The organism is Cellulomonas fimi (assembly GCF_012952065.1).
Classification (GTDB): Bacteria; Actinomycetota; Actinomycetes; order Actinomycetales; family Cellulomonadaceae; genus Pengzhenrongella; species Pengzhenrongella fimi_A.
The window spans coordinates 194,089-218,449 of the sequence record NZ_JABCJJ010000002.1; the positions used below are offsets into that span (position 1 = coordinate 194,089).

The 24,361-nt window shown below is 74.5% G+C and carries 22 protein-coding genes; 10 read left to right on the forward strand and 12 right to left on the reverse strand.

The genetic code is table 11. From position 1 onward, the window contains the following. Window positions 1-38: 38 nt before the first annotated feature. Complete coding sequence (locus HIR71_RS16640; RefSeq protein ID WP_311836047.1) at window positions 39-788, forward strand: DNA polymerase ligase N-terminal domain-containing protein; 750 nt, start codon at window positions 39-41, stop codon at window positions 786-788. Further along, window positions 683-3,148: an MMPL family transporter gene (locus HIR71_RS02355; protein ID WP_169323039.1), complete on the forward strand. Its 2,466-nt coding sequence runs from the start codon at window positions 683-685 to the stop codon at window positions 3,146-3,148. The genes HIR71_RS16640 and HIR71_RS02355 overlap by 106 nt, the downstream gene beginning before the upstream one ends. A gap of 4 nt (window positions 3,149-3,152) precedes the next feature. On the opposite strand, the gene HIR71_RS02360 is transcribed toward HIR71_RS02355, so the two are convergent. Both HIR71_RS02360 and HIR71_RS02365 read right to left on the reverse strand, forming a co-directional pair. Next, a complete protein-coding gene (locus HIR71_RS02360; RefSeq protein WP_169323040.1) occupies window positions 3,153-3,869 on the reverse strand; it encodes a TetR/AcrR family transcriptional regulator in 717 nt (238 codons plus the stop codon). 158 nt (window positions 3,870-4,027) lie between these two features. Continuing rightward, window positions 4,028-5,593, reverse strand: a complete 1,566-nt coding sequence (locus HIR71_RS02365) for an FAD-dependent oxidoreductase (RefSeq protein ID WP_169323042.1) — start codon at window positions 5,591-5,593, stop codon at window positions 4,028-4,030. A gap of 109 nt (window positions 5,594-5,702) precedes the next feature. On the opposite strand from HIR71_RS02365, the gene HIR71_RS02370 reads away from it, so the two are divergent. Further along, window positions 5,703-6,068 carry a metalloregulator ArsR/SmtB family transcription factor gene (locus HIR71_RS02370; protein ID WP_311836031.1) on the forward strand — a complete coding sequence of 122 codons (366 nt, stop codon included), beginning with the start codon at window positions 5,703-5,705 and terminating at the stop codon, window positions 6,066-6,068. 266 nt (window positions 6,069-6,334) lie between these two features. Here HIR71_RS02370 and HIR71_RS02375 read toward each other — a convergent pair whose 3' ends face one another. Together HIR71_RS02375 and HIR71_RS02380 are read right to left on the reverse strand one after the other, a co-directional pair. Further along, entirely contained in the window at window positions 6,335-7,549 is a 1,215-nt protein-coding gene (locus HIR71_RS02375) for an ABC transporter permease (protein WP_169323046.1), read from the reverse strand. Further along, a complete protein-coding gene (locus tag HIR71_RS02380; RefSeq protein WP_169323048.1) occupies window positions 7,546-8,517 on the reverse strand; it encodes an ABC transporter ATP-binding protein in 972 nt (323 codons plus the stop codon). The genes HIR71_RS02375 and HIR71_RS02380 overlap by 4 nt, the downstream gene beginning before the upstream one ends. A gap of 158 nt (window positions 8,518-8,675) precedes the next feature. Between HIR71_RS02380 and HIR71_RS02385 the strand changes: the two genes are divergently transcribed. Next, window positions 8,676-10,568 carry an ABC transporter ATP-binding protein gene (locus HIR71_RS02385; RefSeq protein ID WP_211373679.1) on the forward strand — a complete coding sequence of 631 codons (1,893 nt, stop codon included), beginning with the start codon at window positions 8,676-8,678 and terminating at the stop codon, window positions 10,566-10,568. 3 nt (window positions 10,569-10,571) lie between these two features. On the opposite strand, the gene HIR71_RS16355 is transcribed toward HIR71_RS02385, so the two are convergent. Continuing rightward, a complete protein-coding gene (locus HIR71_RS16355; protein WP_211373680.1) occupies window positions 10,572-10,940 on the reverse strand; it encodes a hypothetical protein in 369 nt (122 codons plus the stop codon). 132 nt (window positions 10,941-11,072) lie between these two features. Here HIR71_RS16355 and HIR71_RS02395 point away from each other — a divergent pair, with 132 nt between their 5' ends. Beyond that, window positions 11,073-11,804, forward strand: coding sequence for an AIM24 family protein (locus HIR71_RS02395; RefSeq protein ID WP_169323050.1), 732 nt, complete (start codon window positions 11,073-11,075; stop codon window positions 11,802-11,804). A gap of 228 nt (window positions 11,805-12,032) precedes the next feature. Then, complete coding sequence (locus HIR71_RS02400; protein WP_169323051.1) at window positions 12,033-13,448, forward strand: geranylgeranyl reductase family protein; 1,416 nt, start codon at window positions 12,033-12,035, stop codon at window positions 13,446-13,448. 25 nt (window positions 13,449-13,473) lie between these two features. Here the strand turns inward: HIR71_RS02400 and HIR71_RS02405 are convergent, their stop codons facing one another. The 3 genes from HIR71_RS02405 to HIR71_RS02415 are packed head-to-tail and all read right to left on the reverse strand — an operon-like array spanning window position 13,474 to window position 16,513. Further along, complete coding sequence (locus HIR71_RS02405) at window positions 13,474-14,316, reverse strand: ABC transporter ATP-binding protein (RefSeq protein WP_169323053.1); 843 nt, start codon at window positions 14,314-14,316, stop codon at window positions 13,474-13,476. Then, complete coding sequence (locus HIR71_RS02410) at window positions 14,313-15,452, reverse strand: putative F420-0 ABC transporter permease subunit (protein ID WP_169323055.1); 1,140 nt, start codon at window positions 15,450-15,452, stop codon at window positions 14,313-14,315. The genes HIR71_RS02405 and HIR71_RS02410 overlap by 4 nt, the downstream gene beginning before the upstream one ends. Beyond that, a complete protein-coding gene (locus HIR71_RS02415) occupies window positions 15,449-16,513 on the reverse strand; it encodes a putative F420-0 ABC transporter substrate-binding protein (RefSeq protein ID WP_311836032.1) in 1,065 nt (354 codons plus the stop codon). The genes HIR71_RS02410 and HIR71_RS02415 overlap by 4 nt, the downstream gene beginning before the upstream one ends. 368 nt (window positions 16,514-16,881) lie before the next feature. Between HIR71_RS02415 and HIR71_RS02420 the strand changes: the two genes are divergently transcribed. From HIR71_RS02420 to HIR71_RS02430, 3 genes are all read left to right on the forward strand, one after another. Continuing rightward, complete coding sequence (locus tag HIR71_RS02420) at window positions 16,882-17,325, forward strand: STAS domain-containing protein (RefSeq protein WP_169323057.1); 444 nt, start codon at window positions 16,882-16,884, stop codon at window positions 17,323-17,325. 249 nt (window positions 17,326-17,574) lie between these two features. Continuing rightward, window positions 17,575-19,056 carry an NAD-dependent malic enzyme gene (locus tag HIR71_RS02425; protein ID WP_169323059.1) on the forward strand — a complete coding sequence of 494 codons (1,482 nt, stop codon included), beginning with the start codon at window positions 17,575-17,577 and terminating at the stop codon, window positions 19,054-19,056. Between the two features lie 43 nt (window positions 19,057-19,099). Continuing rightward, window positions 19,100-20,422 (forward strand): MFS transporter, encoded by a 1,323-nt coding sequence (locus HIR71_RS02430; RefSeq protein WP_169323061.1) that lies wholly within the window; start codon window positions 19,100-19,102, stop codon window positions 20,420-20,422. Window positions 20,423-20,448: 26 nt separating this feature from the next. On the opposite strand, the gene HIR71_RS02435 is transcribed toward HIR71_RS02430, so the two are convergent. Next, window positions 20,449-20,976: a flavodoxin family protein gene (locus HIR71_RS02435; RefSeq protein WP_169323063.1), complete on the reverse strand. Its 528-nt coding sequence runs from the start codon at window positions 20,974-20,976 to the stop codon at window positions 20,449-20,451. A gap of 98 nt (window positions 20,977-21,074) precedes the next feature. Here HIR71_RS02435 and HIR71_RS02440 point away from each other — a divergent pair, with 98 nt between their 5' ends. Further along, window positions 21,075-21,905, forward strand: coding sequence for an alpha/beta fold hydrolase (locus HIR71_RS02440; RefSeq protein ID WP_169323065.1), 831 nt, complete (start codon window positions 21,075-21,077; stop codon window positions 21,903-21,905). A gap of 48 nt (window positions 21,906-21,953) precedes the next feature. Here the strand turns inward: HIR71_RS02440 and HIR71_RS02445 are convergent, their stop codons facing one another. The 3 genes from HIR71_RS02445 to idi are packed head-to-tail and all read right to left on the reverse strand — an operon-like array spanning window position 21,954 to window position 24,340. Beyond that, window positions 21,954-22,730: a glycosyltransferase family A protein gene (locus tag HIR71_RS02445; protein WP_311836033.1), complete on the reverse strand. Its 777-nt coding sequence runs from the start codon at window positions 22,728-22,730 to the stop codon at window positions 21,954-21,956. Window positions 22,731-22,733: 3 nt separating this feature from the next. Beyond that, window positions 22,734-23,771, reverse strand: coding sequence for a polyprenyl synthetase family protein (locus HIR71_RS02450; RefSeq protein ID WP_169323067.1), 1,038 nt, complete (start codon window positions 23,769-23,771; stop codon window positions 22,734-22,736). Continuing rightward, window positions 23,768-24,340 (reverse strand): isopentenyl-diphosphate Delta-isomerase, encoded by a 573-nt coding sequence (gene idi, locus HIR71_RS02455; RefSeq protein WP_169323069.1) that lies wholly within the window; start codon window positions 24,338-24,340, stop codon window positions 23,768-23,770. The genes HIR71_RS02450 and idi overlap by 4 nt, the downstream gene beginning before the upstream one ends. Between the last annotated feature and the right edge of the window lie 21 nt (window positions 24,341-24,361).

Sequence of the window (24,361 nt, forward strand, 5' to 3'; positions counted from 1 at the left end):
GGGCGGTGAGGCAGGTGGCCGGCAAGCAGCGCCGGTTCGTGGTCCAGCGCCACCGCGCGCGCCGCCTGCACTACGACCTGCGGTTCGAGGTCGACGGCGTCCTGGTGAGCTGGGCGGTGCCGCGCGGCCCGACGCTCGACCCGAAGGCGCGGCGGATGGCGGTCCACGTCGAGGACCACCCGATGGAGTACGAGGACTTCGAGGGCGTCATCCCCGCGGGCGAGTACGGCGGCGGCGACGTCATCGTCTGGGACCGCGGGACCTGGGAGCCGTACGGGACGGACGACCCCGCCGCCGCGGGCGAGCTCCACGCGGACGTCCACGGGTCCAAGCTGCACGGGCGGCTCGTGCTCGTCCGGCGCGGTGGGTGTCAGACCGAGCGCGCGGCTGGGCACGCGCTCGGTCTGACAACCCGCTTGTCGACGGGCGTCCCCACCGACGTGTCAGGCCGAGCGCGCGGCTGGGCACGCGCTCGGCCTGACAACTCGCTTCGGTGCGCACGCCGTCGGGCCGGTGGGGTACGCGACGTGACCCGAGGCGACTTGAACGAGCATCCGGATGACGGCCGCCCGGATCGGCGTAGGATAACGATCCGGATAGATCGAATCCCCTTGTGGCCCCGCCAGGCGCTTCCGCGCCGGCGTCTGCAGACCCCAGGCACCCTCTTGAGGAGACGTACGTCATGGCAGAGCTGCTCTACCGGGTGGGCCGGTTCTCCGCCCGTCGTGCGTGGCTGGTGGTCGGCGTGTGGCTCACGGCCCTGGTGGTCGCCGGCGCCGCGTACCTGACGTGGGGCGGCGCGCTGAGCTCGTCGATCACGATCCCCGGCACGCCGACCGCCGAGGTCACCGACCGCCTCGAGGCGGAGTTCGACTCGGTCGGCGGCGGTACCGGCACCGTCGTCTTCCGGACGTCGGACGGCACGCCGCTGTCGGCTGCGCAGCGGGCGGCGATCAGCGACGCGCTGGCGGGGGCGGGCGACGCCGCGGGCGTGGCCTCCGTCGTCGACCCGTTCGCGACCGAGCAGCAGCGCGCCGCCCAGGAGCAGCAGCTCGCCGACGCCGAGGGGCAGCTCGACGTCGCACGCCGGCAGCTCGAGGCGGGCCAGGCGCAGCTCGACGCGGCGCGTGCCCAGGCCGCCGCGGCGGGTCTGCTCGCGCAGGCGGAGCCGCAGCTCGAGGCCGAGCAGCGGCAGCTCGACCAGGGCGTCGAGGAGCTCGAGCTCCAGGCCGCGCAGGCCGCCGACGGCGCCGCGCTGCTCGCGCTCGCGGACGGCATCCGGATGGTGTCGGATGACGGCTCGACCGCGGTCGGCACGGTGCTGTTCGACGTGCCCCAGCTCGAGGTGCCCGCCGAGAGCAGGGACGCGGTGCGCGAGGCGATCGACGAGGCGCCCGTCGACGGCGTCGAGGTGGACTTCGCGAACGACCTCGTGTCCGGCGTGCCGAACCTCGGGGGAGTGGCCGAGGTGGTCGGCGTGGCCGTGGCCGGGATCGTGCTGCTCGTGATGCTCGGCACGCTGGTCGCCGCCGGGCTGCCGCTGCTCACGGCGCTGATCGGCGTCGGGATCGGGGCGGCCGGCTCGCTCGCCCTGTCCGGCACGGTCGAGATGGTCTCGGTGACGCCCATCCTCGGCGTCATGCTCGGCCTCGCGGTGGGGATCGACTACTCGCTGTTCATCCTCAACCGGCACCGCCGGCAGCTGCGGCAGGGCGCCGAGGTGCACGAGTCGATCGGTCTCGCCAACGGGACCTCGGGAAACGCGGTCGTCTTCGCGGGCGCCACGGTCGTCATCGCGCTCCTCGCGCTCAACGTCACCGGCATCCCGTTCCTGGGCCTCATGGGGTCCGTCGGTGCGGCCTGCGTCGCGATCGCCGTCCTCATCGCGATCACGCTCACGCCCGCGCTGCTCGGGCTCGTCGGCCGCCGCGTGCTCCCGCGGCGGCAGCGGGCCGCGGCGCCCGTGACCCCGCACACCGACCTGCGGCCGATGTCGGCGGCGCGCGCCGTGCTGAGCGTCGTCGGGAGCGTGGTGCTGCTCGCCGTCATCGCGCTGCCGGCGTTGTCGATGCGGCTCGGGCTCCCGGACGGCTCGTCCGAGCCCGAGGACTCGACCCAGTACCGCGCGTACGCGACCATCGCCGAGCAGTTCGGCGACGGCGTCAACGGTCCGCTGCTCGTCGTCGCCGACCTCCCGGCCGGGCTCGACGAGCCGGCCCTCCTCGGGGTCCAGGTCGAGATCGCCCAGGCGGTGGGCGCGCTGGACGACGTCGCCGCGGTCGCGCCGATCGGCGTCTCGAGGGGCGGGGACCTGGCGTCGTTCCAGGTCGTTCCCGTGGACGGGCCCACGAGCGAGTCGACCGAGCAGCTCGTGCGCACGCTGCGCGGCCTGACGGTCCCCGACGAGCCCGAGGTCGTCCTCGCCGTCGCCGGCGCGGCGAGCGGCAACATCGACATCTCGCAGAAGCTCGACGCCGCGCTGCCGGTCTACCTCGCCGTCGTCATCGGCCTGTCGCTGGTCATCCTCGTCGTGGTGTTCCGGTCGATCGTGGTGCCGCTGATCGCGACGGCCGGGTTCGTCCTGTCCGTCTTCGCGGCGTTCGGCGGTGTGACCGCGATCTACCAGTGGGGCTGGCTCGGCGGCCTGTTCGGCGTCCACTCCCCGGGGCCCGTGCTGAGCTTCCTGCCGACCATCCTGGTGGGCGTGCTGTTCGGCCTCGCCATGGACTACCAGCTGTTCCTGACGTCGGGCATGCGCGAGGCGTACGCGCACGGCTCGCCCGCGCGTCGGGCGGTCACCGAGGGGGTGCACGCGGGCCGGGCCGTGGTGACCGCGGCCGCGATCATCATGATCGCGGTGTTCGGCGGGTTCGTGTTCTCCCACACCGCGATCGTGCGGCCGATGGGCTTCGGGCTCGCGTTCGGCGTGCTGGTGGACGCGTTCGTCGTGCGGATGCTGCTGGTCCCGGCCCTGATGCACCTCGCGGGGGATGCGGCGTGGTGGCTGCCCCGCTGGCTCGACCGCCTCCTGCCGGACGTCGACGTCGAGGGCGCCCGGCTCGAGCGCGCGCACCACGCACAGCACGACGACGCGGGTCAGGGGGCCGCCGTCGTGCCCTCGCGAGGTGGCGCGGCCGGGCCGTCGTGACCGCTCAGCGCCCGGCCCACCGCCTGCTGATCTCCGCGACCTCGGCGCGGTCCAGGGGCGCGCTCAGCTCCTCGCGCCCGGGCCCGCTGCGCAGGCCGTCGGTGAGCAGCTGGAGGTAGCGGCGGTACGCGTCCGGCCGCGCCTCGGCACTGTGCTCGGCGAGCTCGCTGAGCATCCAGAACAGGACGGCGATGTCGTCGCCCGTGACCCCCGGGCGCACGTCGCCCTCCTCGCGCGCGCGCACGAGCAGCCGGTCGCTGACCTGTGCCAGGTCGGCCCGGAGCGCCGACACGGTGGGCTCGTCGCCGTCGGGGCTCAGCGCGACGTCCCGCAGCCCGAGGTTGGCGGTGAGCAGCGCAGCCCCCTCGCTGAGCAGCAGCGTGAGGCCGTCCCACGCGCGCTCGGCCCCCTCGGCCTGGACCGCCACGGCCCGCATCTGCCGCAGCGGCTCCTCGAGCACCGCGTCGACCAGCACCTGCTTGTCGGGGAACCGCCGGTACACGGTCCCGACACCGAGCCCCGCGTGGTGCGCGACCTCGTTGAGCCCGACGCCGAGGCCGCGTGAGGCGAACAGCTCACGAGCGGCGGTGACGATGCGGTCGCGGTTGCGCGCGGCGTCGCTCCGCAGCGGGCGGTCGCCGGCGCCGGGGCCGGGGCCGGGGCCGACGGCGGGATCGGGGCCGACGCCGGGCCGCGGTCCATCCGCGAGCGTGCTGTCCACCCGCGGAGCCTAGCGAGCCGCAGGGCACGGCGAGCCGCTGGGCACGGCGAGCCGCCTGGCCCAGCGAGCCGCCGAGTCGGCAAGCCGCTAAGCCTGACGAGCCGCCGAGCCTGACGAGCCGCCGAGTCGGCGATCGCACAGAAGCGCCCGCCGCCCGGTCAACCGGAGCAGCAGCCGCTCGCCGCGCCGCTGCCGACGCCGTTGCCACTCGCGCCGACCTCCGTCACCGCGAGCTCGGCGAGGCGTCCACCGCCGGGGAGCCCGGTCGCGAAGCCCCGCGCCGGCGTCCCCGCCGGTCGGGCCTGGTGCGCCTCGGCCGGCACGGTGAGCCCGTCGAGGCCGGTCTTGGCCCCGCAGCAGCCGGCAGCGCCGCCCGTGCCGCCCGTGCCCGTGCCGCCCGTGCCCGTGCCGCCCGTGCCCGTGCCGCCCGTGTCCGTGCCGGTCGCGTCGACCGAGCACACCCCGGTCTCGGGCAGCACCAGCTGGACCTCGTCGGCCGCGGCCAGGTCGCCGGCGAGCGCCGCGACGACCGACCGGACCTGCTCGTTCCCGGTCGTGATCAGGAACGTCGGCGCGCGCCCGTAGGACTTCATGCCGACGACGTAGAACCCGTCGTCCGGCTGGGCGAGGTCGCGGTGGCCGTGGGGCGGCACGGTGCCGCAGCTGTGGAACGCCGGGTCGATCAGCGGCGCGAGCCGGCGCGGTGCCTCCAGGCCAGGGTCGAGGTCGAGCCGGACCTCGGACAGGATCGACAGATCGGGCCGGAACCCGGTCGCCGCCGCGACCTGGTGCAGGCCCTCGATGCGGCGCTCGCCGGCGGCGGTCGTCCCGACGACCGCGACCGTGTCGCCCGTGACCTCGATCGCCGTCGTCGCGAAGCCGGTGACGAGCTCGACGGCACCCGAGCCGACCAGGCCGCGCAGGTCGGTGCCGAGACGCCCGCGCGCGGGAAGCTCGTCCGCGGGACCGCCGCCGTAGACGCGGGCGGGGTCCGTGCCGCGGATGGCCCACACGACCTGCGTGCCCGGCACCTCCCGGGCGAGCAGTCCCAGGCTGAGCAGGGTGTTGGCGGCGGAGTGCCCGCCCCCGACGACGAGGGTGCGCTTGCCGGCGAACCGCGAGCGGTCCCGGCCGAGCACGTCCGGCAGCGGGCCGACGAGGAACTCGGCCGCGTCCTCCTCGCCGCGCGCAGGCAGCCCCCCGGCGCCGAGCGGGTTGCGGCGCTCCCACGTGCCGGTCGCGTCGATCACCGCGCGCGCCGGCAGGTCACGGGTCCGCCCGGCGTCGTCGGAGACGCGCACCAGGAACGGCCGCTCCGCGCGCCCCACGGTCCGGCTCTTGTCGAGCCCGTCCCGCGTGAGCGCGACGACGCGGTGGCGCAGGCGCACGTCGTCGGCGAGGAGGGCCCCGAGGGGCTCGAGGTACTGCTCGGCGAGCTGACCGCCGGTGGGCGGGACCGGCGTCGTCGGCCGCGTCCAGCCGGTGGGCGCGAGGAGCTTCTCGGCCGTCGGGTCGACGAGGTGCTGCCACGGAGTGAAGGTCCGGATGTGCGCCCACTCGCGGACCGACGCGCCGACCTGCGTCCCCGCCTCGAGCACCACGAAGGGGAGGCCGCGGTCACGCAGATGGGCCGCGGCTGCGAGCCCCACGGGCCCCGCGCCGATGACGACGACGGGCAGGGCGGGCGAGGTCTCGGTCGGCCCGGGACGAGTGGTGGTCGGCATGGTGGGGGTCCTTCGGTCCGGCGTTCGCGAGCTCGATATTGATACATGTCGATATGTGGCAGACTCTACGCAGAGATCGACACCTGTCAATATGAGGAGGTCTCCGATCGTGACACCCGGCCGGCTGCTCCCCGTGATCCCGCAGCCTGCGGTGCAGGACTGCTGCACGCCGCTGCGGGCGTCGGTGCTCGGGGCGTCGGACGCAGCCGAGCTCGCGCGCCGCTTCGCGGCGCTCGCAGATCCGGTCCGGCTCCGTCTGCTGAGCCTGCTCGCGACGAGCGCCGACGGCGCGGTCTGCGCGTGCGACCTGGTGGAGCCGGTCGGCAAGAGCCAGCCCACGGTCAGCCACCACCTGCGGATCCTGCGCGAGGCGGGCCTGGTGACGAGCGAGCGACGCGGCAGCAACATCTGGTACGCGGCGGTCCCGGCCGCCCTCGAGAGCCTGCGCACGGCCCTCGGAGCTCCCGACGCGTGACGCGGCGGGACCCCGCCGACGCCGCCGCCGCGTCCTCCCGAACCCCGCGCCGCGGCGAGTTCGCTGGTGCGGTCTCGAGTTCGCTGATCCGGATCAGCGAACTCGACTCCGGACCAGCGAACTCGCGGACGGGACCGCGCGGGGTGACGCGAGTGGGCTGTTCCACGCGCGCGGACCCGCACGAGATCACGCCGCGGTGACCAGCCGCCCGGCCGGGACCGACGCCGCAGCGCCGGTCTCCCGGACCGCGTCAGGACCGGACCGCGTCAGGACCTGCCGGCCTTGAGGGCGTCGCCCAGCTTCATCCGGCCGCCGGTGTGGAGCACGCCGCGCTGGTACACGCGGGCCGCGATCCACACCAGCAGCGGGATGGTGGCGAGGCTGATGGCCAGCGACAGCCCGAGCTCCCAGCCGCTCAGCGCCCCGAACGCGTTGCGCACCGGCATCATGAACGGCGCGAACACCGGGATCTGGGACAGGACGCGCACCATCGTGCTGTCGGGGTCGGACGGGACCATGAACATGGTCAGGTAGTACGGGACGAACAGCAGGAACATCAGCGGCGTCGTGACCGACCCGATCTCCTCCTGCCGCGAGACCAGCGCGGCGAACCCGCCGAAGAGCAGCGCGAAGATCGCGTACCCGATGAGGAACCACAGGACCAGCAGCGCGAGCGACGCGCCCAGGTCCACCTCGAGGCTGCGCGTCAGGCCCGTCGCGGCGACCCCGCCCACCGCGGCACCGCCGAGGAGGACCACCTGGAACATGCCGAAGATGCCGATGCCGAGGATCTTGCCCGCGAGGAGCTGGGTGGGCTTGATCGTCGCGAGCAGGATCTCGACGACGCGCGACGTCTTCTCCTCGACGACCCCCATCGCGATGATCGACCCCGAGCCGATGAGCGCGAAGAGCAGCAGGCTGATCATCACCATCGACACCACGTAGGCGGGTCCGAAGCGGTCGGGGCTGTCCTCCGGCTCGATCGACCGCACCTGCGGCACCGCGCTCGCGAGCGCCTCCTCGAACGCCGCGGGGTTCCCGCCGAGCCCCGTCACCTGCTCGTTCACGACGTAGGACCGCACCGCTGTGGAGACCGCCTGCTGGATCGCGTCGTCCGGCTGCTCGGCGACCAGCATCTCGGGGGACGCCGGATCGCCGGACAGCACGGCCTCGAGCGCGTCGTCACCCTCCGCGGTGAGCGCCTCCTCGGCGTCGGCGTCGTCCGCCAGGGCGACGAGCTCGAGGTCGAGCCCCTGCTGCGCCGCTGCGACCTCGAGGTGCTCCTCGAGCGCCGAGACGCTCTGCGCGACGCCGACCTTGCTCGCCGGCGCGTGCGCGTCCCGGGTCGCGAAGTAGTCGAGCACGAAGATGCCCGCGACGATGACCACCAGCATCACGGCCATCGAGATGATGGTGGACTTGGTCAGCATGCGCGTCTTGATCTCGCGCCTCGCGACCATCCACACGACGTTGCTGCTCACCGGGCCACCTCCGCGAAGGCCGGCGCGACCGCGGTGGGCTCGGCGTCGTGCTCGGCCGAGACGACGCCGCGGAACAGGTCGGCGAGGCACGGCCGCACGGGCGTGAACTCGTGGACCGGGCCGACGGCGAGCGACTCCCGCAGCACCTGCTGCCCGACCTCGGGCGGGGTGCCCGGGGCGGCGGTCGCGAGCACGGCGTGGGGACGCCCGGGCGCCACGCGCGCGGTCACGCCCGGAACCTCGGCCAGCCGTGCCAGCACTCCGGAGGGCTCGGCGCCGACGTCCAGCAGCCACTGGGGCCGGTCGGTCGTCCTTAACTCGTCGATCGTGCCGAGCGCGACCATCTGCCCGCTCCGGACGATGCCGACGCGGTCGCACAGGCGCTCGACGAGGTCGAGCTGGTGCGACGAGAAGATGACCGGCACGCCGGCGGCGGCACGCTCGCGCAGCACGGCGCTCATGACGTCCACCGCGACCGGGTCGAGGCCCGAGAACGGCTCGTCGAGCACGAGGACCGCGGGGTTGTGCACGAGCGCGGCGGCGAGCTGGACCCGCTGCTGGTTGCCGAGCGAGAGCTTCTCGACGTGGTCGCCGCGTCGCCCGCCGACGCCGAGCCGGTCGGTCCAGCGGACGACGGCGTCACGCGCCTGGGTCGGGCTCATCCCGTGCAGCCCGGCCAGGAACTCGAGCTGCTCGCCGACCTTCATCTTCGGGTACAGCCCGCGCTCCTCGGGCATGTAGCCGACCGAGCGTCGGGCCTCGAGGTCGAGCTCTGTCCCGTTCCAGCGGACCGAGCCGGAGTCGGCGGCGAGGACGCCGAGCATGATCCGCATCGCCGTGGTCTTGCCCGCGCCGTTCGAGCCGACGAACCCGAAGATCTCACCCGCTCGGACGTCGAAGGTCAGGTCGTCGAGCGCACGGAGCGTCCCGTACGACTTGCTGACGTGGTCGATCTCGAGCGTGCTCACGTGCCTCCTTCGACGACGGCGACGCCGATGGCGCCCAACCCCGAACGCTAACGCCCCGCCCGGCGGGCGTGTCCACCCTGCCCGACGCGTCGCGGCGTCTGCAGCGCCCCGCTCCTCGCCCCTCGGCGAGCGCACGTCGGCGTGATCGACTGGGCACCATGGCCACGCCCTCCTCGTCACCCTCCTCGTCACCCTCGTCGGCGCCCGGGCCCGTGACCGCGGCGCCCGCCGGCCCGCGCGGCGAGCGCCTGCGGATCCTGCTCGGCTTCGCGCGTCCGCACCGGCACGCCCTCGGGGTCGGTCTGCTGCTCGCCCTCCTGACCACGTCGCTCGGTCTCGCGACGCCCATGGTCACCAAGTGGGTGCTCGACTCGCTCGCCGAGCCGGGAGCCCTGACCCGACCGGTGGTCGTGCTGGTCGTGCTGCTGGTGCTCGGCTCGGTCGTCGGCCTGGTGCAGTGGGTCCTCATGGGCACGATCGCCGAGCGCATCGTCATGGACGCGCGCGAGTCGCTCGTCGGGCGGTTCCTGCGGGCGACGGTGCCGGCGGTCACCCGGCAGCCCGTGGGTGAGCTCGTGACCCGCACGACGTCGGACACGGTGCTGCTGCGGGAGGCCGCGTCGTCGAGCATCGTCAGCCTGGTCAACGGTGCGGTCGCACTCGTGGGCACCCTGGTCCTCATGGCGGTGCTCGACCTGGTGCTGCTCGGGACGACGGTCGTCGCGATCGTCGTCGTCGGCATCCTCATGGGGCTCCTGCTGCCCGGGATCGCGACGTCGCAGCAGGCCGCGCAGGAGGCGGTCGGGCGCCTGGGCGGCACGCTCGAGGGCACGCTCCGCGCCGTCCGGACGGTCAAGTCGAGCCGTGCCGAGGAGCGTCAGGCGCACCGCATCCTGGTGGACGCTCGCGCGGCGCGCGACCACTCCGTCAACGCCGTCCGCACGACCGCCATCGCCTGGACCATCTCGTGGGGCGGCGTGCAGCTCGCGATCATCGTGATCCTCGGGCTCGGCGCCTGGCGCGTCTCCGAGGGTCTGCTGCCGGTGTCGAGCCTCATCGCGTTCCTGCTGTACGCGTTCAACATCGTCGGGCCGATCAGCGAGCTCACGCAGAGCGTCACGCAGCTCCAGTCCGGGATCGCCGCGGCCGCGCGGATCCGCGAGGTCACGCAGCTCGAGAGCGAGGACGGCGGCGGGGCTCCCGCCACGGGGAGGGACGCGGCGGACGACGCCGTCCCGGTGGTCCGGCCGGGCGAGGGCGTCGTCGTGGGCGAGCGGCGCGACGACGTCCCGGTGGTCGAGCTGCGCGACGTCGTCGCCGCCTACGGGCCCGACGCCGAGCCCGCGGTCCGCGGCGTCTCGTTCACCGTGCCCCGGCACGGGCACACCGCGCTCGTCGGGCCGTCGGGCGTCGGCAAGACGACGGTGTTCTCGCTGCTGCTGCGCTTCCTCGAGCCGCAGTCCGGCGAGCTGCTGCTCGACGGCAGGCCGTTCCGCGAGCTCAGCCACGACGCGCTCCGGTCGCGGTTCGCGTACGTCGAGCAGGAGACCCCGATCGTCCCGGGGACCATCCGCGACAACCTGCTGTTCACCTACCCGGAGGCGTCGGAGGAGGAGCTCGCGACCGTCCTCGCGGCGGTCCGGCTCGACGACGCGTTCGACGCGCTGCCGGACGGCCTCGACACGTCGCTCACGTCGTCGTCCGTCTCGGGCGGCCAGCGCCAGCGGATCGCGCTCGCCCGCGCGATCCTCCGGGCGCCCGACGTGCTGCTGCTCGACGAGGCGACCGCGCAGGTCGACGGGCTCACGGAGTCGGCGATCCACGACTGCATCCGGGACCTGTCCACGCGCGGTGCGGTGGTCACGGTCGCGCACCGCCTCTCGACGGTGATCGACGCCGACACGATCCTCGTCATGGAGGCGGGCCGGGTCCGCGCGCGCGGCACGCACGCCGAGCTGCTCGAGTCCGACGCGCTCTACCGGGACCTGGTGGCGGCCCTGCGCATCGGCGCCGAGCAGCCGGCACCGGCCGCCGCGAGCCTGGACAGCTGACGATCAGGAGCTGTCGCTCCCGCCGGCGCACGGCGGGGGCGGGGGCGTGGCTCCCGCGGGCGGCGGGGGGAAGGCGGAGCCGCCGGCTGATCCCGGCGGGGGCGGTGTCGCGGTGTGCAGCGTGAACGACCGGAGCGACCCACGCTGCTCGAGCTCCCGGAGCGCGGCGGTGACGCGCTCGCGATCGCCCGGGCCCACGGGCCGGCCCGTCGACTCCAGGTAGGCCACGACGCCGAGGTCGCGGAAGTACCGCTCGGCGTCGCCGCCGCTGCTCGCTGCGCCCGGGCCGCCGAGCCCCGCGCTGCCGAGCGCGGTGTCGGCCTTGGCGGCGAGGTCGGTCGCGGCCGCCTTCGCCTTGTCGAGGAAACCCATGCGCACTCCTCCGGCCGGCCCCCGTGGGGCGACGCGTTCGCCCGGCGAAACACTACGCACGCGCGCGCTGCGCGGATAGGGTCCGATCGGCTCGAACCCCGGATGCCACGACACACGAGGAGACGACCGGCCATGCCCATCCACGGCTCGCTGTTCCAGGACTTCCGGGAGAACGCCTCCCAGGACCCGTTCTCGCTCCAGAACAAGAAGCTGTTGAAGATCCAGATGGGCTACGGACCCGTCTGGGCGAAGAGCGGGTCGATGGTCGCCTACCAGGGTGACGTCCGGTTCGAGAACAAGGGCTCGGGCGGCCTGGGCAAGATGTTCAAGGCCGCCGTCACGGGCGAGGGCGTCGACATGATGCAGGCGGCCGGCCAGGGTGAGCTCTTCGTCGCCGACGAGGCCGCCGAGATCCAGGTGATCTACCTCGAGAACGACCTGGTCTCCGTCAACGGCGCCAACGTCCTCGCGTTCTCCTCCTCGATCGAGTGGGACATCCACCGCCTGCAGGCCCGCGGTGGCGCGATGACGGGCGGGCTCTACAACGTCTCGCTCCGCGGTACCGGCTACGTCGCGATCACCACCAAGGGGGAGCCGGTCGCGCTCGACGTCGCGTCCGCCCCGACCTTCGGCGACGCGCAGGCGGTCGTGCTGTGGACGTCGGGCGTCACGATGGACATCCGGGTCGACACCGGCGGCCTCAAGTCCCTGGTCCGCGGCGGCACCGGCGAGACGTTCCAGATGGCGTTCGGCGGCCAGGGGTACGTGCTCGTCCAGCCGAGCGAGTCCGTCGTCAGCGGCGGTCACCAGGCCTCGTCCGGGAGCAGCGGCGGCGGCGGGCTGGGTGGCCTGTTCGGCGGCTGACCCGTCCGGCGCCCGGCGACGGGCGACAGCACCAGCAGGACCGCGGCCGCGAGCACGTGCCAGGCCGCGTGCCCCGGGTCCTGGGTGTACACCGAATATTCATCGTCGCGCGCCTGCCGGGACCCGCGTCGACGTGCTAGCGTCCTCTTATACCCCCAGGGGGTACGTGCGGGCGAGGGGCTCGGCCCCTTCGCGTCACCGCAGACCAACGAGGTGGCAGGGACAATCATGACGGGTCGGCCCGGAGTTGGACGGAACGCGCGGGAGCCTGGTTCGGCGGGCGACCGCACGGACGGGACCGGAGCGCAGGACGCCGGCAGCCGCGCGGTCGCCCCGGCGTCCGGCCCGTCTGTCCAGGCCCAGGCCCGCGAGGCCGACGTCATCGTCGTGGGAGCCGGGCCCGCAGGCTCGAGCACCGCCCTGGCCCTGGCGCAGGCCGGGCTCGAGGTGCTCCTCCTGGAGAAGGACACCTTCCCGCGGGAGAAGGTCTGCGGGGACGGCCTCACCCCCCGGTCGGTCCGGGCGCTCCTCGCGATGGGCGTCGACATGGACTCCGGCGGCGGCTGGACCCGCACCCGAGGCATCCGCATGATCTCCACCGGCGGCCGGCTCGAGCTCGACTGGCCCGACCTCGTCTCCTTCCCGTCCTACGGGCTGGTCCGATCCCGGGCGAGCCTGGACGACGCCCTGGCCCGCCGCGCCGTCGAGGCGGGCGCGCACCTGCACCAGGCGACGTCAGCGGTCGGACTCGTCCGTGACGACCGGAGCGGGCGGGTCATCGGGGTGCGCACCCGGCACCGCGGGCCAGGCCCGGCCGGCGAGCACGGCGGCGACCATGGTGACGACGTCGAGCTGCGGGCCGCCGTGGTGGTGGCGGCCGACGGCGTCTCGAGCCGGGTGTCCCTGGATGCGGGGCTGTCCCGACGCATGGACCGGCCCCTGGGCGTCGCCACCCGCACGTACTTCACGAGCCCTCGCCACTCGGACGACTACCTCGAGACGTGGCTCACGCTGACCGACCCGGCCGGCCGGGCCCTCCCGGGCTACGGCTGGGTGTTCGGGATGGGGGACGGCACGTGCAACGTCGGCCTGGGACTGCTCAACGCCCCGGGGGTGAACCGCCATGTGGACTACCGCGCCCTGCTCGCCGGCTGGCTCGAGCCGATGCCCCGGGAGTGGGGCTTCGGTGAGGACACGCGTACCGCCCCCGTCACCGGTGCCGCGCTGCCCCTCGCCTTCAACCGCACGCCGCACTACGTTCCCGGGCTGATGCTGGTCGGTGACGCCGGCGGGATGGTGAACCCCTACACGGGCGAGGGCATCGCCTACGCGCTGGAGTCCGGCAGGATCGCGGCGGACGTCCTGGTCCAGGCCCTGGGCCGCAAGCGGGCGTCCGAGCGCGAACGGGTGCTGACGTCCTACCCCCGGGCGCTGGCCGATGCCTACGGCGGGTACTTCGCCCTGGGGCGCTGGTTCGTCAAGGCGATGAACCACCCGTCCGTCATGGCCGCTGCGACCCAGCACGGGCTGAGCCGTCCAGGGTTGATGCGCCTGGCGTTCGCACTCATGGGCAACCTGACCGATCCCCGTGGGGACGCCCGAGACCGGATCCTCCACGCCCTGACGCGGCGCCCGGGGTCCTGAGCCCGCCTCTACCCGACGTCGGCGACTACCCGACGGCGGCGACCCCGGGCGCGCCGAGGACGGCCGGGGCCCCCGGTGCGAACGTGAGGACGGGCCGGCCCGTCGCCGGATGCCGCAGCACGGTGGTCCGTACGCCGTAGACCGGGTCGATGACGTCGGGCGTCAGCACCTCCTCGACGGCCCCCGCGGCCGCGACCCGGCCGCGGGAGAGCAGCACGACGTGGTCGCACCAGGCGGCGGCAAGGTTGAGGTCGTGCAGCGCGACGAGCGCGGTGGTCCCTGCGCGCGCGGAGCGGCGGACCAGGTCGAGCGTGGTGAGCTGCGCCTGGACGTCGAGGTGGTTCGTGGGCTCGTCGAGCAGCAGCAGCGCGGGCTCCTGGGCGAGGGCGCGCGCGAGCTGGACGCGCTGGCGCTCGCCGCCCGACAGCGTCGGGAACGCGCGCCGCGCGAACCCCGTCATCCCGACGGCGGCCAGCGCGCGGTCCACGACCGCGTGGTCCTGCGAGGAGTCCGGTGCCCAGCGTGACCGGTGGGGCGTGCGGCCCAGCATCACGACGTCGCGCACCGTGAGCGCGACGTCGCTCGCGCCCTCCTGCTCGACGAGGGCGACCCGGCGCGCCCGCTCGCGCGGCCGCATGCCGCGCAGGTCGGCGCCCGCGAGCGTGACCACCCCGGACGTGCGCCCGGGGCCGTGCGCAGACGGGACGGCGCCGCCCACTCCCGCCACCAGGCGCAGCAGGCTCGACTTGCCGGACCCGTTGGGCCCGAGCAGTGCGCCGACGGACCCCGTCGGGACGGTGACGTCGACCCCGTCGAGGATCAGCGCGCCGTCGACCTCCCACCGGGCCCGGTCGACCTGGAGCGTCACGCCGCCACCCCACGCCGGCGCCAGAGGATCCACGCGAACACCGGCGCCCCGATGAACGCGGTGAGGATGCCGACGGGCAGCTCGCGCGGGTCGAAGAGCGTGCGGGCCGCCGTGTCGGCCCACACCAGGAACGTCGCGCCGAGCAGCGCCGACAGCGGCAGGAGCACGCGGTGCCGCGCCCCGACGAGCAGGCGCGTCGCCTGGGGCAGGATCAGCCCGATGAACCCGATCGACCCGCTCACCGACACCAGCGCGCCGGTGAGCAGCGCGACCGCGGTGAGCAGCACCCAGCGCGTCCGCCGCACGTCGATCCCGAGCGCGGCCGCGGCCGTGTCCCCGAACGCGAAGGCGTCGAGGGTCCCCCCGGTCGACGCGAGGCCGACCCCGACCACGAGCACGGCGCCCACGCTGATCACCACGCTCGTCCAGGTGGCGCCCCCGAGCGAGCCCATGAGCCAGCTGAGGATCTCGCGGTAGGAGTCACCGGTCGCCGACCAGAAGATCACGAACGACGTCGCGGCCGCGCACAGCTGGCCGACCGCGAGCCCCGCGAGCACGGTCCGGGTCGGCGTCAGCGCGCCGAGCGCGCCGGCGAGCGTGAGCGTGGCGAGCAGCGCGGCGGTCGCCCCGAGGAACGCCGCGAGCGGCAGCACGACGCCGAGCCCGAGCACGAGCACGCTGACCGCCCCGAGCGACGCGCCCGAGGACAGGCCGAGCAGGTAGGGGTCCGCGAGCGGGTTGCGCGTGAGGCTCTGCATGACGGCACCCGCGAGGGCAAGTCCGGCGCCGACGGCGGCCGCGGAGAGCACCCGGGGGAGCCGCAGCTGCCACACGATGGCGTCGTTCAGCGCGCTGAGTCCTTGCGAGTCCGGCCCCGAGGAGCCCGGCCCCGACGAGCCCGGTACCGACGAGCCCAGCCCGAGGTGCCCGGCGATCGAGCGCCACACGTCGAGGGGACCGAGGTCCGCCGAGCCGAACGTCACCGCGAGCGTGACCGACGCGACCAGCAGCGCGACCGCCCCCGCGAAGACCGCCGGTGTCGGGACGCCGGAGCGCCCGGCGTCGGGCCGTGCCGGCTCGGCCGCGCGCCGTCGTGCCGGGACGGCGGTGGCCGCGGGCTCGACGGTCTGCGTCATCGGCCCGGCCCGCCCGGCAGCGCCGCCAGCTGCGCGGCGAGGTCCTGGGCCGCGGCGACGTTCCGGACCCCGGCCTCCGTGGCCGGGAACGGCACGGTCAGGTACCGGCGCTCGCGGACGGCGGTGAGCGTCGCGGTCGCCGGGTTGCCCTCGAGCTGCGCGATCTTCTTCTGGGCGCTGTTCCACGTCGAGTCGACGAGCACGATCACGTCCGGGTCGTCCGCCACGACCTGCTCCCAGCTGAACGACGTCCACGTGTCCCGCACGTCCCCGGCGATGTTCTCGAGGCCGACGGCGTCCATGAGCATCTGGGGCGCCCCGATGCCCGCGCCGACGTAGGGGATGTCGGTGCCGGAGGAGTACCAGAGAGCCGTGCGCCCCGCGCGGTCGACCGGCACGTCCGCGAGCTGCGCCCGCTGCTCCGCGACGAGCCGCTCGGCGGCCTCCGTGGCACCGAAGATCGCGCCCGCCTCGGTGATCTCGGCGAAGACGTCGTCGAACGTGAGCGGGTCGGGCTGGTAGGCGGCGGCCTTGCACGCCGACGGCGAGACGTACGTCAGCACACCGAGACCGGCGAGCGCGGCGCGATCACCTGCGCCCTCGACCGAGAAGTTGCTCTCCCAGCCGGCGTAGACGAGGTCGGGCTCGTGCGTCAGGACCGCCTCGGGCCCCGGGAGCTTCTCCGAGACGACCGGGATGTCGGCGGCCGCGGCGGCGTGCTCGGGGGGCACCGGGCCGTCGAGGAACGCGGCCCCCACCACGCGGTCGCCGACCTTGAGCGCGAGCATCATCTCCAGCGTGCTCGACTTGATCGTCAGCACGCGCTCGGGCGGCGCCTCGACGGTCACGGCCACGCCGCAGTTGTCGAGCGTGAGGGGGTAGCCGGACCCACCCGCCGCAGCGCCGGCCTCGGCCCCGCCCGTGGTGCCCGACGGCGCCGGGTCGGCCGCACCGTTCGACGGTGAGCACGCAGCGAGCAGCACCGCGACGGCGGCGAGCACCACGGGGGCGCGCCGGACGGTGGCGCGCCGGACGGGCGGGTGAGGGTGAGGCGCAGGCACGAGCGGCTCCGGCGTGGGGGTGGCAGGGCGACGGCGCACAGTTCGCGTCCGGACCCGCTCTCCCAAGTCCGGGCGAGCTCGAGGGATCACAGCAGATCCCCGGTCCAACCTCAGCAACCTATCCCCCCGACCCGAGGCGGTGCCACAGCAGGCGCGGACCGCTCGCGTCCCGGCGCGACGACCCGTTCGCCCGGTGCTGGCCTCCGCGCCACCACCTGGGCTACGTTCGCCCACACGGGACGAACCACCCCAGATGGTCGTCCCGGCTCGTCAGGGGGTGGGGGCGTGAGTGACGGCAACGGTGCTGTGGTGGTGGCGGTCGGACAGGAGCCGGACGACGTGGTCCGGGTCGCGCTGAGCGGCGATCGATGAAGAGCGGCATCCGGCGGCACGGCCCGAGCCGCGGTGCGGAGGTCGGCACGCTGCCGCCCCCGACGGCGCTGCTGGGCCACGTGCGCATCGTGGCCGGGCGCAGCGGGTCGGTCGAGGTGAGCGTGGGGTCCGGCTGCACGCGCGTGACGCTGGCCGGCGAGATCGACACGGACCTGGCGGAGGACCTGCGGGCGGCCACGACCCGGGCGGAGGGGCCGGGCCTGCCGATCGAGGTCGACGCACGCGCGGTGACGTTCATGGACTCGACGGGTGGGGCGTTCCTCGCCCGCCTCGCGATCAGGAACTCCACGCGCGTGCGGCTCGTGGGGCCGCCGCCCGAGGTCCGGTTCCTGCTCGAGGTGACGCGCATCGGTGACCTCCTGGACGTCGTCGACGAGCCGGCCGCCACCGATCACTGCGACGGCTGCCCGACCACCTGACGCCTCGGCGCACCCCGGCACCGGTGCGCCGACTCGGACTCGAGGCCCTCGATCCGTCATGATGCGTCGCGGGACGACCGACCGGTCGACCCGTCGGACCTTCGTGCCGCTCGCGATCGCGTGCTCTCACGTGTCCAGCCTCGTCGTCGCCGCACCGGGCGCCGCACCGGGCTCCGACCGACCACGAGCAGGACGACCGCCCGCGCGCAGGACGCACCGGGCGCCGCACGCGAGAGAGAGACACCGACCATGGCGCTCCCGAGCCCGAGCTACACCATCACCCTGCGGGTCGAGACCCCTGCGACGCAGCGTGCGACGAGCGAGCTCGTCCACGAGGTGGCCGCCACCGGGGCATCGGTCACGGGGGTCGACATCGCCCACTCGCACAAGGACACGCTGATCGTCGACGTCACCTGCGACACCGTCGACGCCGACCACGGTGGCCGGGTGGTCGACGCCCTCAACGCGCTCGAGGGCGTGCGGGTGCTCAAGATGAGCGACTCGACGTTCCTCATGCACCTCGGCGGCAAGATCGAGGTCACCCCGAAGGTGCCGCTCAAGACGCGCCGCGACCTGTCCCGCGCCTACACGCCCGGCGTCGCCCGCGTGAGCATGGCGATCGCCGACCACCCCGAGGACGCGCGGCGGCTCACGATCAAGCGCAACACGGTCGCGGTGGTGACGGACGGCACGGCCGTGCTGGGGCTGGGCGACATCGGCCCTGCGGCCGCGCTCCCCGTGATGGAGGGCAAGGCGGCGCTGTTCAAGACGTTCGCAGGAGTGGACGCCTGGCCGGTCTGCCTCGACACGAAGGACGTCGAGGAGATCATCCTGATCTGCAAGGCCATGGCCCCGGTGTACGGGGGGATCAACCTCGAGGACATCTCGGCGCCCCGCTGCTTCGAGATCGAGGCCCGCCTGCGCGACGAGCTCGACATCCCGGTGTTCCACGACGACCAGCACGGCACGGCGATCGTGGTGCTCGCCGCGATGATCAACGCGCTCAAGGTCGTCGGGAAGGACCTCGGGGACGTGCGGATCGTCGTCTCTGGCGTCGGCGCCGCGGGCTCGGCGATCATCAAGCTGCTCCTCGCCCAGGGCGCGCGCGACATCATCGGCTTCGACCGGCGGGGCTCGCTGCACTCGGGCGCGCAGAAGAGCGACGCCCACCGCGCCGCGATCATCGAGAGCTCGAACCCGACCGACTTCCAGGGGTCGCTCAGGCAGGGGCTCGTGGGTGCGGACGTGTTCATCGGGGTGAGCGCGGGGGACATCCTGACGGGCGACGACGTCGCGACGATGAACGACGGCGCGGTGGTGTTCGCGCTCGCGAACCCGACCCCCGAGGTCGACCCGATCGAGGCCGCCGAGCACGCGACGGTCGTGGCGACGGGACGCAGCGACTACCCGAACCAGATCAACAACGTGCTCGCGTTCCCGGGCCTGTTCCGCGGCCTGCTCGACGCCGGGGCGTCGCGGATCTCGGACGAGATGCTGCGGGTCGCGGCGGTGGCGATCGCCGACGTCGTGAGCGACGACGAGCGCAACGCCGCGTTCGTCATCCCGGGCGTGTTCGACCCCCGGGTCGCCGAGGCGGTGGCCGAGGCCGTGCGCGAGCAGGCGTCGCGCGAGCTCGCGGCGGCCGGCGAGAAGGCGTCGACCGGGGCGGCCGCGGTCACCGACGGTCGGGAGACGGTCGCCGACTGGCGCGAGGAGTCCCGCGGCTGGTGAGGCGTGCGCTGAACCCACCCGCCCGGTGGGAGGATGTCCCGTTGTGACGTCGAGCCCTGCCCTGCCGCTGGTCGAGCGGGCGTCGGCCCGGGGGATGGTCGTCTGGGCGGTCGGGGTCGCGGGCTACGTCGTCGCGGTGTTCGCGCGCACGTCGCTCTCCGCGACCGGGGTCGAGGCCGCGGTGCGCTTCGGTGCGAGCTCCTCGGTCCTGTCGCTCTTCACCGTGCTCCAGCTCGCGGTGTACGCGGGGATGCAGGTACCGGCAGGTGCCACGATCGACCGCCTGGGGTCGCGCAAGGCGATCGCCATCGGGTGCACCCTGGTGGGTGCCGGTCAGATCGCGATCGCGTTCGCGGGCGACGTGCCCACCGCGATCGCCGCGCGCGTCCTGGTCGGGACCGGGGACGCGTTCTGCTTCATCAGCGTGCTGCGTCTCCTGCCCGCCTGGTTCCCTGGGCCGCAGGTCGGGCTCGTCACCCAGCTCACGGGGCTGGTCGGCCAGCTGGGCCAGCTCCTCAGCCTGGGCCCGCTCGTCTGGGTCGTGCACTCGCGCGGCTGGACGACCGCGTTCGTGCTCGCCGGGTCGGTCACGCTCCTCGTCGCGGCGCTCGCGCTGCTCCTCGTGCGTGACGGTCGGCGGCACCACGTCGTGGAGGTGCACCTCCCGGCCGGCGGACCCCCGCCGCACCGCACGACGACCTTCTCGGCCGACGACGTCGAGGGCGTCCTGGTCCGGACGTGGCGGAACGCGGGCACGCGGGCCGGGTTCTGGGTCCACTTCACGACCCCGTTCTCGGCGTACATGTTCGCGCTCCTGTGGGGCTTCCCGTTCATGACGCGGTCCCAGGGGCTCTCGGCGCCCCTCGCCCTCGCCGCGCTCAGCGTCTTCGTGCTGGGCTGCGTCGGGTTCGGCCTGCTGATCGGTCTCGTCACGAGCCGGCACCCGCACCGCCGGCTGCGCACGGTGCTCGTGGTCGTGGCGGCGCAGGTCGTGGCGTGGGCGGTCGTGCTCGCGTGGCCCGGCACCGCTCCCGCGTGGACCCTGTTCGTGCTGGCGCTCGTGCTGGCCGGCGGGCCGCCGACGTCGCTGATCGGTTTCGACCTCGCGCGGGCGACCAACCCGCTGTCCTCGTTGGGCCTCGCGACCGGGATGGTCAACATGGGCGGCTTCGTGTCGTCGCTCGTCGTCGTGCTCGGGATCGGCGTGGTGCTCGACGTGGTCGGCGAGAGCACGCCGGACCGCTTCACGGACGCCGGGTTCACGATGGCCCTGCTCGTCCAGGTGCCCGTCGTGCTGGTCGGGCTCGTGATGCTGCGCCGGTCCCTGCCTGCGTACCGTCTCCTGGTCGGCCGCGCCCGCAGCTGACCGCGGTCGGGACCGCCCGGGCGGGGTCAGTGCACCGGCGCCGGGTCGCCCAGGAGCAGCCGGCCGAGCTCCGAGCCCCACGCGCAGGCGCGGTCGAGCTCTCCCGGCTCGAGCGGCCCACGGACGCCGTGCACCCAGAAGGTCTCGGGAGGCGCGATCGGCTCGAACCCCCGTGCCGCGAGGCGCTCGTGCGCGCCGCGTGCCGCCGAGCCGAGCCGCCGGGCGATCGCGATCTTCGTGTCGAAGGTGGCCACGGCGACGCCGTCCGGCATCGTGCGGAGCCCGTCGATCCACTCGCGGATCCCGATGTCGTCGGACAGCACCGGGACGGTCGACTGCCGCTGCGCGTCCGCGCGCGTGCTCGGGCGGCTCATCCCGAACGCCTGAGTCGGCCCGCCGACCACGAGGAGCCTGACCGCGGGGTGGAGCAGCTCAGGCGCGGTCCCCACCTCGACGGCGTCCACCTCGGTCCAGCTGCGCAGCCCCTCGGCGACCGCCTTCGCGACGTGCAGCGTGTTGCCGAACATCGACTCGAACACCACGAGAGCTCGCACGGGTCCCACCTCCGCCGATCGGTCCACTGCTCCCAGCGTCGGGCGAGGCCTCTGGCAGCACGAGGGTCCTAGGTCCCACCCTGTGAGAACGTGGGCGCATGGCGACGGTCGGTGAGGTCGGGCATGCACCGGCCGGCGGTCTGCGGCTCGGCTACCGGCGCGCGGGCAGCGGCCCGGCGCTGCTGCTGCTCCACGGCGCCTACGAGGACAGCCGGATCTGGTCGCGCCAGCTCGAGGGTCTCGCGGACGAGTTCACGGTGCTCGCGTGGGACGCGCCCGGCTGCGGCACGTCCGACGACCCGCCCGACCGGTTCACGACCGCCGACTACTCCCGGTGCGCGGTCGAGCTGCTGGCCGAGCTGGGCTTCTCCTCGGCGCACGTGCTCGGTCTGTCGTGGGGCTCGATGCTCGCGCTGGACCTCGTGTCGCGCCACCCCGAGGCCGTCGACTCGCTCGTGCTCGCGTCCGCCTACGCGGGCTGGGCGGGTTCCCTCCCGGCCGAGGAGGTGCAGCGGCGGGTGGCCCAGGTGCTGCGTGAGGTCGAGCTGCCCGCCGAGGCGTTCATCCCCGACTGGCTGCCCGGGCTCCTGACCGACGCGGCTCCCGCCGGGGCCGCGGACGAGGTCGCGGCGATCATGGCCGACTTCCACCCCGCCGGCATGCGGCACGCGGCGCTGACCATGGGGGCCGCCGACCTGCGTCCGGTGCTGCCGTCGATCGCCGTGCCGACCCTCCTGCTCTACGGGGAGCTCGACACGCGCTCGCCGGTCGAGGTGGGCCGCGCGCTGCACGCGCAGATCCCGGGCTCGCAGCTCGTCGTGCTGCCGGGCGCGCCGCACCTCGCGATGGTCGAGCAGCCCGCGGCGTTCGACGCAGCGGTACGCCGGTTCCTGCGGACGCCGACGCCGCCGACGCCGCCGACGCGGTAGCTCGAGACCGATGCTCGTGGCCCCCCCGGCTGCTGCCCGGGGCGGCGTCTACTCGAGGCGGCGTCGCCAGCGTTCCCACGGCGGCTCGACCCGCCAGTTCACCGCGAGCGTCCGGAACGCCCGTCGGAACCGGCGGCGCAGCTGGGCCCCGCCGCGCAGGGACCGAGCGGACACGCCGACCCTGAGGGCGCCGTCGTAGGCGGTGCGCCGCGCCGGGCCGAGCTGGAAGGCGAGGTCGATGTCGTCGTGGAGCTCGGCGTCGTCCCGGTGCACGAGGTGGCGGACCTCGTGCCAGGTCGCCCGCCGGAACGCGAGGTTCGAGCCCCACAGCGCGGTGTGCGCGAGGGCCAGGTGCACCAGGGCGTAGTAGGAGCCCAGGTAGGCGCGCCGCAGCACCGGCTCGGCCCAGCGCGGGAGGTCGTAGAAGTACCCGGTGCCCGTGAGCGCGTCGAGCGTCGGGTCGGCGCTCATGCGGGCGGCGACGCGGGCGAGCCAGTCCGGCGGCGGGGCGGAGTCCGCGTCGCAGCGCACGACGACGTCGCCGCGCGCCGCGTCGTAGCCCGTCGCCGCGGCGGCGGGGATGCCCGGTCGCGGCTCGGGGACCACGCGTGCTCCGTGCGCGGCGGCGACGCGGGCGGTCGCGTCGGTCGAGCCGTTGTCGACCACCACGACCTCGAGCGGGGCGTGGGTCTGCCGGGCGACGAGCCGCAGGCAGCGGTCGAGCGCGACGGCGTCGTCCTTGGCCGGGATCACGACGGAGAGCGACGGGACGTCGGACCGAGATGCGGACGGGACGGCGGGCGGGAGGCCGGGCAGGGGCGGCACGCGTCAGGCAGCCCGGTCGGTGAGCTCGTCGGTCATCGCCGTGATCCAGTCGAGGAACGCGGTCGGCAGCTCGAGCCGCGTCGCCACGTCGAGCGCGGCGTCGACGTACGCGTCGGCGAGCTCCTCGACGAACTGGCGCGAGCCCGCGGCGACCAGCAGCGCGCGCACACCGTCGGCCTCGGCCTCGGTGAGGTCGCGGGACCCGAGCGAGGCCGCGACCTCGGGCCAGACCGAGGTCGTCCGCGCGTGCGCGATCAGCGGCGTGACCTTGCCCTCGCGCAGGTCGGTGAGCGCGCTCTTGCCCGTCACCGCCTCGTCCCCGAAGGTGCCCTGCAGGTCGTCGAGCAGCTGGAACGCGATGCCCACGAGGCGGCCGAGCTCGCTCAGGCCCAGGACGACGTCGTCGTCGGCGCCGGCGAGGATGGCGCCCGCCTGGAGCGGCAGCTCGAAGGAGTAGACGGCTGTCTTGTGCTCCTCGACCGTGACGATGTCGCCGAGCGAGACCTCGCCCACGCCGAGGCTGAGGCGGACGTCCGCGAGCTCGCCCGCGGCCGTCACGTAGACGGCGTGGTCGAGCAGGTCGAGCAGCCGACGGGTCGTGGTCGCAGGTGCGCCGCAGAGCGCGATGAGCCGGGTCGCGCCGACCAGCGCGAGGTCGCCCGCGAGGATGCCGGCGGTGTGTCCGAACACCCGACCGCGGTCGGGCGCGACACCGGCGGCGAGCGCCCGGGCCGCGAACGTGCCGGACACGTTGAGCCGCCCGCGCCGCACGTCGTCGCCGTCGATCACGTCGTCGTGGATGACGAACGCGGTGTGCAGCAGCTCGATCGCGGCGCCCACGCACCCGCACAGCTCGCTGTCGGTGCCGCCGAGCGACGTGTACACCGCGGCGACCAGCGCGGGCCGGAACCGCTTCCCGCCGGACCCCGCCTCCGCGAGGCTCGCCCACAGCTGCTGGTAGTCGGGGTCGAAGGGGACCGAGCGGGCCAGCCCCTCGGCGAAGTACCGGGTGAGCGCGTCGTCGCTCGCCGGCGGGCTCATCGCGCCGCTCCCGCGGCGAGCACCCGCAGACCGCCGAGCGGCGCCAGCTGCTCGAGCTGCTCGACCAGCCACGGGCTGAAGGCCCACGGTGCCGCGGCGACCGCGCGCGCGAGGTCGTCCGGCTCGACCCAGCGCAGGTCCATGACCTCGTCGGGGTGGGGCGCGGGCAACCCGTCGGTGGTCGCGACGTGGACGGGGCAGATCTCGTTCTCGACGACGCCGGCCGCGTCCACCGCGCGGTAGCGGAACCCCGGCAGCACGGTCCGGACGTCGTCGACCACGAGACCGAGCTCGTGGGCCGCGTGCCGCGCGACGGCGTCCGCCATGTCCTCGTCCACCCGGGGGTGGCCGCACACCGAGTTGGTCCACACGCCCGGCCACGTCCGCTTGGCGAGCGACCGGCGCGTCATGAGGACCAGGCCGTCGGCCCGGAACAGGTAGCACGAGAACGCGAGGTGCAGGGGCGTGTGCGTGCCGTGCACGGTGGCACGCGGCGCCGTCCCGATCGGGTCGCCCGCGGGATCCACCAGGACCACGTGGTCCGCGACGAGGCGTGGGGGTGTCGACATCGGCCACTCCTCATCGGGACA